General features: G+C 35.5%; 15 protein-coding genes. 8 read left to right on the top strand and 7 right to left on the bottom strand.

Translation table 11 applies throughout. The features are described from left to right. Positions 1–21 precede the first annotated feature (21 nt). The 8 genes from TOL5_RS14395 (at position 22) to TOL5_RS14360 (ending at position 5550) form a co-directional block, all read left to right on the top strand. Positions 22–1239, top strand: coding sequence for a hypothetical protein (locus tag TOL5_RS14395; RefSeq protein WP_221260428.1), 1218 nt, complete (start codon positions 22–24; stop codon positions 1237–1239). A 3-nt stretch (positions 1240–1242) separates the two neighbouring features. Continuing rightward, positions 1243–1563, top strand: a complete 321-nt coding sequence (locus TOL5_RS14390; RefSeq protein ID WP_221260427.1) for a hypothetical protein — start codon at positions 1243–1245, stop codon at positions 1561–1563. Further along, positions 1563–1955, top strand: a complete 393-nt coding sequence (locus tag TOL5_RS14385; RefSeq protein WP_221260426.1) for a hypothetical protein — start codon at positions 1563–1565, stop codon at positions 1953–1955. The genes TOL5_RS14390 and TOL5_RS14385 overlap by 1 nt, the downstream gene beginning before the upstream one ends. 11 nt (positions 1956–1966) lie before the next feature. Next, positions 1967–4018, top strand: a complete 2052-nt coding sequence (locus TOL5_RS14380) for a hypothetical protein (RefSeq protein WP_221260425.1) — start codon at positions 1967–1969, stop codon at positions 4016–4018. Continuing rightward, on the top strand, positions 4011–4241 hold the full coding sequence (locus tag TOL5_RS14375; RefSeq protein ID WP_221260424.1) for a hypothetical protein: 231 nt from the start codon (positions 4011–4013) through the stop codon (positions 4239–4241). Before TOL5_RS14380 ends, TOL5_RS14375 begins: the two co-directional genes overlap by 8 nt. Before the next feature lie 61 nt (positions 4242–4302). After that, positions 4303–4560 (top strand): holin, encoded by a 258-nt coding sequence (locus tag TOL5_RS14370; protein ID WP_180644914.1) that lies wholly within the window; start codon positions 4303–4305, stop codon positions 4558–4560. Next, complete coding sequence (locus tag TOL5_RS14365; RefSeq protein WP_221260423.1) at positions 4544–5050, top strand: lysozyme; 507 nt, start codon at positions 4544–4546, stop codon at positions 5048–5050. Before TOL5_RS14370 ends, TOL5_RS14365 begins: the two co-directional genes overlap by 17 nt. After that, positions 5050–5550 carry a hypothetical protein gene (locus TOL5_RS14360; protein ID WP_221260422.1) on the top strand — a complete coding sequence of 167 codons (501 nt, stop codon included), beginning with the start codon at positions 5050–5052 and terminating at the stop codon, positions 5548–5550. Before TOL5_RS14365 ends, TOL5_RS14360 begins: the two co-directional genes overlap by 1 nt. Positions 5551–5971: 421 nt before the next feature. On the opposite strand, the gene TOL5_RS14355 is transcribed toward TOL5_RS14360, so the two are convergent. From TOL5_RS14355 to TOL5_RS14325, 7 genes are all read right to left on the bottom strand, one after another. Beyond that, a complete protein-coding gene (locus TOL5_RS14355; protein WP_221260421.1) occupies positions 5972–6466 on the bottom strand; it encodes a hypothetical protein in 495 nt (164 codons plus the stop codon). Between the two features lie 14 nt (positions 6467–6480). Continuing rightward, positions 6481–7617, bottom strand: coding sequence for an ImmA/IrrE family metallo-endopeptidase (locus TOL5_RS14350; protein WP_221260420.1), 1137 nt, complete (start codon positions 7615–7617; stop codon positions 6481–6483). A gap of 594 nt (positions 7618–8211) precedes the next feature. Further along, complete coding sequence (locus TOL5_RS14345) at positions 8212–8934, bottom strand: hypothetical protein (RefSeq protein ID WP_221260419.1); 723 nt, start codon at positions 8932–8934, stop codon at positions 8212–8214. 75 nt (positions 8935–9009) lie between these two features. Next, positions 9010–10305: a Y-family DNA polymerase gene (locus TOL5_RS14340; RefSeq protein WP_221260418.1), complete on the bottom strand. Its 1296-nt coding sequence runs from the start codon at positions 10303–10305 to the stop codon at positions 9010–9012. Next, a complete protein-coding gene (locus TOL5_RS14335) occupies positions 10302–10919 on the bottom strand; it encodes a LexA family protein (protein ID WP_221260417.1) in 618 nt (205 codons plus the stop codon). The genes TOL5_RS14340 and TOL5_RS14335 overlap by 4 nt, the downstream gene beginning before the upstream one ends. A 92-nt stretch (positions 10920–11011) precedes the next feature. After that, positions 11012–11656 carry an SOS response-associated peptidase gene (locus TOL5_RS14330; protein ID WP_221260416.1) on the bottom strand — a complete coding sequence of 215 codons (645 nt, stop codon included), beginning with the start codon at positions 11654–11656 and terminating at the stop codon, positions 11012–11014. Positions 11657–11667: 11 nt separating this feature from the next. After that, positions 11668–12912 carry a putative phage abortive infection protein gene (locus tag TOL5_RS14325; RefSeq protein WP_221260415.1) on the bottom strand — a complete coding sequence of 415 codons (1245 nt, stop codon included), beginning with the start codon at positions 12910–12912 and terminating at the stop codon, positions 11668–11670. Positions 12913–12926 lie beyond the last annotated feature (14 nt).

Below are 12926 nucleotides of genomic sequence, written 5' to 3'. Positions count from 1 at the left end.
GTTTTTTTATGAGTAAAAGAAATGTCGAATACAGATATTAAGTGGTTTAGTTTTGGAAATACAAATGCGCCTCAACTCTCAAACTCATGGGGGTGTATGATTGATGTGCTCGATGCTTGTCTGGTCACAGGCATGGGCTCTCAATTGGTTTCAACACTGGTGGTAAAAGATGGAGTAGCAACGGCAACTTTTGGAACAAGTCATAACCTGCAGCAATTCCAAGTTGTTGAGATTTCCAATGCAGATCAACAGATTTTTAACGGTGAGCATAAAGTTTTAGGTGTGACCTCTAACACGATTGAATTTGTTGTTAATTCACCCGATACGATTGCTACAGGTACGATCTCTTGCAAATTAGCATCTTTGGGATGGACAAAGGCATTTTCAGGCACACAAAAAGCGGTCTACAGTGCTAAAGATAGAACAGCAAACCCTTATTTTTTAAGAGTGGATAACAGTCTAGATCCTGTATATAACACCAATTATTCAAAATATGCCAAAGTTGGGATTTTAGATTCTTGCTCAGGCATTGATGATTTGACTGGAAATCAGGCGCCATTCGATCCAACAAAACCCAGTCGAAACTGGGTAGGTGAAGGAAGTAGTAATGGATGGTATAAATGGCGTTATGCAGCCATTGATAGTGTAGCTGTTACTACCTATGTAATGGACAATCAACCACCACAAAATGGCAATCGACCTTGGGTGCTGATAGGAACAAAGGACAGTTTTTATTTAATTAACAGTTTAACTATGGGGCAAATTTATGAATCCCCATATTGTTTTGGTGTGGTACAACATAAGGGATTGGCTAAACCTTTTCTCTGTGCTTCCAATCATGCGGCAACATTTAATGATTACATCGGTATTGGAACACCTCTATCTAATACTGGCAGGACTGAAGTTGCAGCAATGACAGGATATTCAGGCGCTCTGATAAACACTCGTTACAGCCGTTTGATTAGCGGTTTTGGTAATGTTATTTCTGGTGCAGCTGCCAACTCAATCAAATCAGATCCAACTGAAGGCTATATACTCTCTCCAATATATTTTGCTGATCCAGATGGTTACATTATGGATGCATTACCCTTGGTACAAGCTTGTGTGAATGATGCGACTGCAACAGCAAATTACGCAATTTTCTCTGAACCAAACAAAGCATATATCGGTTGCCGAATGCGTTCAGACACTGGTGGAACTCTAGGGATGTTATTTTTCACGATCTACGATGGAGAATAAAGCATGAAAATCCTGTTTGGAGAAAGTGAGTTTAGCCAAGTCGGGTCTAGACCAGCTTTTAAAATTTTGAATGGTGAGTTTTCACCTAAAGCATTGGCGCATAAGGCGAACATTTTAATTAAAGGGATAACCACGAAATTAAACGTTCCAATTGCTTGTCCAGTACGTGCTTATAATCGAATTACGGGTGAGTTGTTAAGTCGAGCGCATTCTAAAAGTGACGGTACTTATTTGCTCTTTGGTCAAAGTGATTCTAAAAGTTATGTCTTGGCTGTAGATCCAGCAGGCGAATATAACATTGCAGTACAGGATAAGGTGAGCTGATGATTATCCCATCTATAGCAGCGAGTCTTGCACAATTGCAAGCATTGGCAACTTACATTGATCAAGGTAGCGCAAATGCTACCTTTGTTTTTTATAGTAGTGCAAAACCTGAATCTTTAGAGATTGCTGCGGATAATACAACTCGTTTGGTGATCCTCACTTTGCCTAAGCCTTGCTTTAAGAAAATGAATGCAGACAGCATTGAGCTTCATCAAACTGATGCTTCAGTGGTCGTTAAAAATGGCACAGCAATCTGGGCACGTTTATTTAATGGGGCAGGGAAAGCGGTTGCTGATTTTGAAGTGGGATCAGATATTAGCTTGAATAATCCGGGACTAATACAGGGTAGCACATTAATGTTGAACTCGATTGTGTTTAAGCCGAACGTTTAAGAGGTGAGCATGTGTCTAACTATACACCTCCCAAGATTCACCATGTCGACCTGAAATTTAAAGATATTGCGACAGGATCTACAGCATTAAATTTCGGGGCTGAGAATGCAGAAACAGCATCATTAGATGCCGTTATAAACACAGCTTTCATTGCCAAAATGCAAGCTCAGACCTATGACTATAATGCGCTATCTTCAGTTATATCGACACGCTTTGAAAGTTATATAACAGGTGTGGTGGGTAATGCTTCAACAATTGATAGTAATGTAAACACTGCATTCAATGCTGCAATTAACGCGGTCGTCATTGATCGCTTTTGCAGTCTAGAAAGCACCATCCAAACCAATTTTAAATCTGAATCAAATGCACGTTTTGATATTAATTTTAATCGAGGCGTATTTGGTGAGAGCCTATATCCATTTCAGAGCCGGGCAAGGGTCTTAAGCAATTCAATTGGTTTAGTCTGGTCAGATCCTTATATACGCGCCCATCAAAATGGGCTTCAGTTTGAATTTGGTACAACTCGAAGTATTCAGCCGTTCAATCGTTTTGACAAAGGCTTGAATCTACATAGAGCTGTAAGTGCTGTACATGAACAGGCTGTGACTTTAAGAGGTATTACAGGCTTTATTTGGCAAGAAAATAAATTAGCTTTCATTACTCAAAATATAGTTTTTGAAGAATCCAAAAAACTCAAGATCCATGCAATTTTTGATTGGGTTGAATTGGTTCGAAAGAACAAGATTATTCGATACTCACATGAAGTCGCTCATGTATTTGAAAAGCGTTATCAATTCATTGCTGATCAAGCCTTGGAGTTCATAACAAAAGACGCAATTCCTTGGGAAAAAGCGAAATCAATTCATTATCGAAAACATGCAATTCAGCCATGGCCAAAACCTGAAGAAATTACACCAGAGGGATGGAATAAGAAAAGTATAAGGCTCAATTTCTGTTGCACCACTGATGAAGTTGATCGCTTAAACGCTCATTTAAATTTTGAAACTGATAAATGTTTACCTGATCCTCAGAAACCCAAAATTCCTGAAATCAGCAATAAGAATTGGTGGTATATCGTGAATGAATTATCTGTAACACGGTTGGATAATGGTGAAAATATCAATGTACTGGATGGCAATTATAGTAGCGATCGCAGTCGATGGTGTTGGTCGTATAGTTTGACCGTTCCAAATAGTGAAATCAGTAAACTTGAGCCAATCAATGCACAACCTGTGATTTTAAAAATTATGGTGAATGGTCATGAGCATCACATGCTACTTGAAAACCGCAGTAGATCTCAAAAGTTTGGATATATCACCTATACCCTATCCGGGCGTAGTCAATCCGCATTACTTGATGCGCCATACGCCCCCACAAGAACTTATTTACAGGAGAATGAAAGAACCTCGGTACAGTTAGCACAAGCTGAGTTAGATCGTGTGAATAATCAAGCCGAATTGAATTGGAAACTGATTGATGCGTTGGGCTGGATTGTTCCAATCAACAGCTTAAGCTATTCCAATCAAACCCCGATCGCCGTCATTAAAATGTTGGCAGAGAGTGCAGGCGGTTTTGTTTACAGTGAGAAAGCCGGTAATAAGCTCACAATCAAACCGAAGTACAAAAAAACTTTTTGGGATAACGTGATTTTAAATGATTACGATCGCTTAATTCCCGAAAGTATTGTCACGGATTTATCGACTGACTATGAGCTCTATCCAGACTATAACGGTATCACATTAAGTAATGATCGAAATGGTAACACTGGTCAAGTTAAACGTTCAGGTACCGCAGCAGATATTTTGCTTGAAACAGTGAATAACCCATTGTTTACAGTGGATAGCATGGGGGCATTTGGTAAAGCTGAGTTAGCAAAAGCAGGTATGGTTGAAACACATAGTATTGCGATGCCAAATAGTGCCGAAATTGGTGAATGTTCACCAGGTGAATTGATTGGTTTTAATGGCAGTTGGTGGGGCATTGTTGATGCTGTTTCTGTCTCATTCACTCATGCAGTTACAAATCAAGCAATTAAGGTGGAAAGGGTGAATCGAGATGAGTAATGCATTAAAACGTTTACTAAATTTACTACCTAAATCACCAGAATTTATTGGGACCATCACACATGAAGTTCATCCCAAGTACAAAGTTTTAGTGATCGATGGCAGTGGTTTAGTTCTGTGCACGAGTAATACACGTTACACAGTCGGCACAAAGGTTTTTATCTCAAATAATGAAATCAAAAGATCTGCACCGCAGGGCACTGTGGTTCAGATAGAAGTATGAAATTAACCAAATACAGGCACCCAATTGGGTGCTTTTTTATTGCCAAATATCGGGGGTATCAATGGCAGATAATCAACAAATTGTAGAAGCTTCAACAGGTGTTGTTGCTGGAAAAGTTATTACATATAGCGGCAGTGCAGGCGGTGCTTTGGCTTGGTTCGCTTCATTGGATATAGCATTTTGGTTCAGTATTTTGATTGCGATTGCAGGCTTAATCATGAACTGGTATTACGCGCGTAAGAAAGACAAACGTGATGAACTTGAACATAAAGCATATTTGGAAAGCTTAAAGGATAAATGCAATGTCAAACAAGATTAAATATATAGCAATTGGTTTAGCAGCTTCGGCTGCTTTTTTTACGTCATTGATTAAGTATGAGGGCTATGAGCCAAAGCCTTATTTAGATAGTGCAAAAGTAGCAACAATCGGTATAGGTTCAACTCAGTACGAAAACGGCACAAAAGTCAAAATGACAGACAAACCGATTACCAAAGAACGAGCTGTGCAAATTGCCAAAGCTCATATCGCTAAAGATGAAGTAGCTTTTCGTAAATCATTGCAGGGTGTGAAGATTACTCAGGCAGAATATGATGTCTATTTGGACTTTGTATACAACTTTGGCCAATCCAACTGGAACGGCTCATCGATGCTCAGAAATCTTAAAGCAGGGCAATACAAACAAGCTTGTGCTTCATTACTGAAATACAAATACGTTGCAAAGCGTGATTGCTCGATCCGATCTAATGGTTGCTATGGTGTTTGGACAAGGCAACTTGAAAGATACAACAAGTGTATGGGGGTGCAGTAATGCAAGCATTCTTATCGAAATTCTATGAAACCGTCATCATTGTTATGGCGGTTTTTTTATTGTTAGCCATAACAACTGCAGGTGTTCAATCATGGCGTGTAAATCACTTTAAAAGTGAATACACGTTATTGAATGCGAAATACAAAACAGAAGTTGCTGAAGCTAAAGCACTTGCTGAACAAGCCAAAGCTTCAGCGGCACTTAAAGAAAAACAATGGTCTGAACAACAGTTAAAAGCGGAGCAAAACTACAATGCCAAAATTAAGCAAATTGAGTCTGATGTTGATCTTGCTCAGTCCAATGCTAACAGCATGTCAAAGCAACTCAAAATTGCAAGCAGTCGCTTGTCCAGTGCCTCCAAAGAAACCGTTATTGAGTACACCAATACCAGTGGTGACATACTCGAAAGCTGCATCATTGAATATAGAGCAGTGGCAGAAAAAGCTGATGGACACGCAGCTGATGCAGAAAAATTGAGTGAGTCATGGCCTGATAATTAATGTAATAAATACATTCTTTTGTAAGGTGAATTTGTTTTAAATTTTACTAAATTTCTAGAAAATAAAACCAACCCAAGCTAACTTAGGTTGGTTAAAAAATTATTTATTTTTAGTGATGTAGATCTTGAACGGCTTAACTTTAGCTACAATACGACGACCATTTTTAGTGATTGCCCATCGTAAAATAAACGTGCCTTTTTCATCTGAGTACATAGTGCACCTCATAAAAATAAGGGTGGCTATCACTTCAGCGAGTGTGGACAACGTAATCCAACTTACTATAGAATTAACTTGTTAAGAGTAAGATTCTATTTAGTTGTTCATATGTGAATAGCGGATAGAGGACTATTCAATATAAAGTATTGGTAGTACTTTATATTCCTAATGGTTTGGTTTAGTTGGTAGCTAATCCAAACCATTTTCATATAGAAGTCTTATTCTCAGTATCAGCTGATATAGGATTAGTCGCGTTCTTTCTTTCCTCAACGTCTTCCTCAAAATCTAAAGGTATATTGATTGGCTCTTCTGATGAATTAATACTGTTCCAGTGGTCAGCATCTAAAGATAACTGCAAAGCATCACCAATAATCCCATCTCTTCGTTTTATAAGAGATTTTTGCATTAATGGTCTAGGTGCTTCATCAATATCAATCCATAAAGATTGTTGTGAGCCAAGTTTAGGCACAGCATGATTTGCACGATAAGGGCGTCCAGTTGCTTTGTCAGTCCTAGTTTCTTCTCTAGCTGCCACAGCAATTTTCTTTGCTAATAAATCGAACGGATCAACTGGTTCTGGAAGCTTTATCCCTAAATTAGTAACTGCAAATTTTGCAACTTCTTTTAGGTCTACTTCAGTTACTCCTGTTTTCTTCTTATAAAGCCGTATAGCTTCTTGGAAGGCTTGATTTTGATTCACTTGGTTTTACCTCTCTAGTTTTCAAGTGGATATACATCACCCCAACCATCTTTAGTTGCGTAAGGGAGAATTATTGAGCGAATAGGAACCAGATGCTTTCTGAATAAATTGAATTTTTGAGTATGATGTTGTAGTTTTCCTGCGATGATACCTGGATGTACTTTAACTGTATTAGCTAAACCTATGATATCTAGTTCGCTAAAAAATGGATGTTTTCTAGCGATAAAACTTTTCATCTTTTGTTCAGATATCGCGAAATACGCTGCCGCTTCATTAGCAATTGTTTCTTCAATGTCTGCATCAGGTTCATCTTTTAAATCAACATCAATCTTAGGAGAATCTTTACCGTGACCTTGCAACACGTGTTCAAGTTCATGACGCAATACAAACCAAAAGTTATCAATGCGATCAAATCTCAAAGACATACCAATAACTGGGGATAAACCATCATTAATCCAAAAACAAACACCATCCATTTTTGAACCTTTTAATGATTCAACAATGACTAATCGAATACCGTGTTCAGCAAGAATACCTGGTACTTTTCTTATTTCTTCTGGTGAGAAAAGTAACGTTTTAAGTTTTTCAACTGCAGCCTCACCTTTTTTCTGAGTATAAGTAGGCACAATCATTTCTAAAGCAATACGCTGGACATGATTAATCCATGCTGATTGAACGGGTGTGGTCTGATCATATTCAGAAGATTTTTTTGCACTATGGGTTACAGGCTTTAGGATCTCTTCTAGAGATGAAGCTTTGAAAAGTTTTAATAATTCAGCTTCAATTTTGGTGAAGTCTTTTTTGTTTTCCACATCCAACCATGATCTATTAATCATTTCTGCAATAGGTAGGCTACCAAAAAGCTTAGCTCTGTATTCTCGTTGAGGGTCAGGGACTTGTTTAATACGTGCTTTTGCAATTTCATATTTGGATTGTAATATTAAAAACTCCTCAGCAGGAACTTTAAAAATATCTTCAAGCGTAAGAGCTAAATCAGGTGAAATCGCTTTTTTATCCTGTAATAAGCGATTAACACCAGATTCATCAATCTGTAAAATTCCAGATAAAACCCTTCCATTCCACCCCTTTTCATTCAAAAGTGCAGAAATAGCTTGTCCAGGCGTACGATAAGTATCAATGAGTGTATTCATAATATGCAAAATACATCAGTTTGCACAATTTCGCAAGTTATGAAATACTTTTATTGGGTTTATTTTATCTTTGTTTGAGTTGATACCTTGCCCCAAACTCTTAAAACTTGAGTCAGGGCAGGGCAAAGAAATCACGCTATGGATCATTGATACAGTTGCAAAATACAATGAGTGTAGCGCTTTGAATGATGCATTAATAAGGTCATTCAAATAAAAACCTTAGTAGATATATGACAATTGTTCGCAAGATCTCTTTAAAAAGGAATTTAAAGAATTTTCTAGATAAATTTTTAGCTTGAGTGGTTTCTTTTCTCATTAGAAAAAGCTCCAATAACAAATTAATGTTGTTGAAACTTAGGGAATTGCCTGAAACCGTAAGAACTGATTAGCACAATTATACTATTTAAACACATTTCTTTGATGAGTAATTTGGGCTAAACAAAAAAGAAAACTTGAATTGTGTAGTGCTAATCATTTGTTTTAAATTAAATATATAAAAAAATTAAAGAAAGTCAATATTTATGATGAATTTATTTTTCGCTTTGAATGATGGGAAAAGTAAAGCCCTCTCAGTGAGGGCTTAACAAAATTTAATTATCCAACTTTAAGATATTTAATTATTTTTTCATCAAGTTTATTAATTTCCTTAATACATGATTCTATCATTTCTGATAAATCATCATATTTAATTAAATTATCGTTTGTTTTACCTAAGTTTTTAATATCTTTATAAAAACCAACTGCTCTACTTGTACTTTTTACAATATTATTAAGATCTTCTTCTGAATTGGTTTCATAGAATTTTTTATAATTTTGAAGAATTATTTTGAAATGAATATTTATAAAAGTGTAATGAGTATCAATGTTTGTAAAAATATTATAAATTTCATCAACCTCAGTGTGTTTAATATTTGAAATTACTTCAAAAATTTCCGATCTGAAATCGTTCATATTTAAGTTAAAATATGCTTCACTACGGTACATTGAATCATCAACTTTTTTAATAAAGTTAAATATATCGAATTTCTGAGACAGGTCGAACCTGAGTTTAGCTAAAAGTTTTTTGACTGGTTCTACTTGTTCTTTATCTGTCTGATATTTTGCAGGTTCTTTCCAGTCATTAAATAATAGGATTGCAACTAAAGCTGCAAAAACAGTCCCAAGCACACCCATAAATGAGACTGATATGGTTAGTGCTTCTTTCACAGAATCTGTAGGATTCTGAAAGTGAATTAAAATCCAAGAAAAAAAGGTAAATAATATTGCTATTAAAATATTAGCAATTAATATTTGAAAAATTACTATTCTAAATTTCATAAGTCGATTTCAGTATGATTTTATATATTTTGTTTTGCTAATCACCCACAGTCAACAACCCATCCACACTCAACATCATTTAACTTTTATCATCCCACTCTTTGTAAAATAATTCTTAGATAGCATATCCCGACTCATGGACCACTTGCGATCTTTGAAATAACATGGACCTACAGATATCTTAGCCTTACCAAACTTAGTTTGTATTTCTTCATAGACCTGCATCAAGCTTTCATTCTTAATACTAGTTTGATGGTCTGAAAGCAAGTCAGAGATATGATTTGATTTCAGAATTAACTCTGAATAAAACACACCGCATTTCTTATACTTGATACCAGGCTTATAAATTCTCTCTAATAACAAGTAAGCGACTTCAACCAGATCTAAAACACAATCAGTAGGTTCTGCAAATTTGTATGTTTGAGCTTTGCTGTAATAGGGCACAGAAGCGTCAAAAGGGTTTGATTGAACAAAAGCAGTAATCACACCGCACAATAGTTTTTCTTTTCTCAAACGTCCAACAGCATCTTGCACATACTTGGACATCGCTTCTTTTAAGTCCTGCAGCTCAGTGATTTTTACACCAAAAGAACGACTGGCAACTATTTGCTGTTTAGGCTTCGGTTGGTCATCAATAGGCATACATGAAATGCCTTGCAGTTCTAACACTGTTCTCTGCATGCAGACAGTGAACATTTTACCCATGATTGGGGGATTAGATTTCGATAGATCTAGAACAGTTTTAATCCCCATATCATTGAGCTTTTTATTTTGCTTTCTGCCCACACCCCATACTTCACCGACCTCTACTAATGACCAGAAGTAGTCTCTGTGTTTCGGGTCCATGGTTGCAAGATTGCACACCCCATTAAATCTTTTTCCATTCTTAGCCATGTGATTAGCGATTTTTGCTTCAGTCTTACTGCGACCGATTCCAATAGAAACAGGCAAACCGATCCACTCCTGAATACGTTCGCGCATACCTTGGCAATATTCCACCAAATCATAGTTGTGTTTAAAGCTTGTCAGGTCCAGAAAGCATTCATCAATTGAATAGATTTCCTGCTCATGCGGAGCAACATACCCAGCTAAGATTGAGTGAAATCGGCGTGACATTTCCGCATATATCGCGTAATTGCTTGAAAGCACTTGAACATGGTTTTTCTCTACGACATCTTTGATCTGAAAAAGAGGAACCCCCATCTTAATACCCATTTGCTTGGCTTCATTGCTTCGGGCAACAGCGCAACCGTCATTGTTTGAAAGCACGATAACTGGGACATTATTCAGTTTTGGATTAAAGAAACGTTCACATGAGACATAGCAATTATTAATATCAATAAGTGCAAATATCTTTTCTTCATGCTTCATTTGAAGTTCTTAATAACTTTGGTGACAACGCCCCAAATTACAAGTTCTTGTTCTGATCTGGGGAGGATTGGTTGATACTCAATGTTTTCAGGTTTTAACCAGACTGCTGGTAAATCTTTAAAATCATATTGCTTCTGAAAAATATCAAGCAATTCTTGATGAGACATTCGTTGCGTAATCATCATTCTTTTGACAGTAAATTCATTATCAATGAATGCAACAACAACATCATAATGTTGAGAGCGAATGCTTCTATCAACAATTAAGTAATCGTTAACTTCAATTCCTACATCTTTCATTGATAACGATTCGACTTGAACAATAAAAGTAGCATCTCTGTTAGAGATCAGAAGATCATTCATATCGACAGTTTTGTCTATATAGTCCTCTGCAGGAGAAGGGAAACCAGCAGCAATTTTATTTAAAACTAGTGGAATCGAAACATTAGTTATTGCTTGAAACGAGGAAACTCTAGATATATCAGATAAACATTTACGTTTAAGAGAATGTTGTCTGATATTAATAACTTTAGAGTTCTTCAAGTGGGCTAGACTTGCTTCATTTAGCTTTAACAACTTAGCTTTTGATGAGCTATCATCCAATTTAATATTCATAGAAACACCACTTGATTACGTTACATATTCAAGATTTTAGTTTGTATGTTTTAAAATTTCAAATTTAAAAGTTGTGGATAATCATAGCCGATTTAAAAAAGATCACTTTGTTTTGCCTCATCCGATGAATGGTCACGTGAAAATGTCACATATTCGTCTGTGAGTTCAAAGAAATATTCATGAGCATGTTCGTGATCAGCATTAAGCCAGTCATTACGATATTTTTCAGGTACTACAATGATTGATCTTTTCTCGTCGGTTGGTGCGTGAAACTGTTTCATAAAAGGGTGATCATCGGCATTAATTGTAAGCATTGAAAACGATCTGACTTTTGAGTCTTTAATTACAGCATCATCATAAATTGCTGCGACGGTAAATGGCTGATCATCTTCGCGCTTGATTGTGTACCAGTGTGCTTTGCCATCTATGTACTTAGGTTCATAAAATTCTTGGACGGGTACCAAGCAAAATTTACTGTACTTCCAAGCGTGGCGAAAGCTAGGTTTCTCTGCAACCGTTTCAGTTCTTGCATTATAAGTATGTGAGCTGAATTTAAAGTCTTTTGCCCAAGCAGGCAAAAGCCCAAACTTGCCGAAATCTAAATCAAAGTTTTTTATAATGATAGGCGCATGGTAACCGGGATAAATATGCGTATTTAATTCAAGATCTAACTGATCAGCTTCGACATCAAGTAGGCTGAGAGCTTGTCGGGTGGGAATTTCATAGTTTGAGCACATTTATCAATATCCTATAGCTCGTTGATAATTTCATTGAACTCAACAGATAATTCATAATCCTCTTGGAAAATAATACTAATAACTATTTTATTTGAATTATTATCTATAATATATATTTTGTTTGAGCCAAAAATAGTTTTTAGGTTGCTAAATTCATGACCTTTAGTAAACCAGTTAATGTGATTGTTGTATCTTCCAAAAGAATCAGGATTGAAATTTAAATCTAAAAGTAATCCAACTGGAACATCAGATTTATCTAATTTTAATGAACAAAAATAACCCTCAATTTTTGGATTATTAGAGATTACTGTGTGTGGTAGTTTTCTACTGGTACTTATATTCGTAAAAAGATTATTTAATAATCCCTTTTTGGTTGTGATATTATGTTTAACAATATATTTTCTATATGTGTTAGATAATTCTAATTCTTTTAAAAATATACTTTTATCGAATGCTTCACTTTTATACAATAGGGATGCATGAATCAGTATTAGAATATAATTGTTATCTTTTTTAAAAGAAGTATGTTCAAAAAAGTTGGATTCCTCAATTAAAATTTTAAAACCTTCAAAACTCTCATTTAAGCAGTTAATCATAAGCAATTGCATAGCCTCTTCTGATACTGAAGCTCTAAGAATATTATTATACATTTTTATCAAATTTTTCTTATTTTCCTTAGGGATATTTTTATTTTCATTTAGCCTATTGTCAACTATTTTAAGTATCTGATATAAAAACATAAAGTATCTTGAAATATTTCGCTGCAAAAGAATTTTTTTATTCACATTTTCAATTGAACTGTCACTAATTGTATCTGTATCAAATACTTCATCATGGAATGATCTTAAGATTGATTTATTATTATTACCTTTGTTTTCGAGCTCAAGTAAAACAGTATTTAAATCTTTTAACATTGCAAAGAAAATACTATCAAACTGTTGTAAACTTTGTGTTAAAAGTTGTTCACTCATCACTCTTTTACTATCATTAAGAGTGATGTTAGTGTTATGCAATTCTCTTGTTGATACATCAAGTTGTTTATTTTGTAGGATGATAGTTATAAGTAAAGCTAAAAAACTACAAAAAGTTAAAATTGGGTTTAATGTTCCACCAATATAATCACCAAATTGCCCCCAAGCTTCTGCACTTTCAACCCAGTTGTAAATGCGATAATGCATATAGAAAATAGATATAACTATGAGGATTATAAAAATTAACAAGCCAACTAAAATTTTTATAAATTGTTTAAGTTCCATGAATATGTCCTGAA

The sequence above is a fragment of the Acinetobacter sp. Tol 5 genome (assembly GCF_019702905.1).
Classification (GTDB): domain Bacteria; phylum Pseudomonadota; class Gammaproteobacteria; order Pseudomonadales; family Moraxellaceae; genus Acinetobacter; species Acinetobacter bereziniae.
Note: the sequence above shows the minus strand (reverse complement) of the source record. Positions and strands in the feature narration are given on the sequence as shown.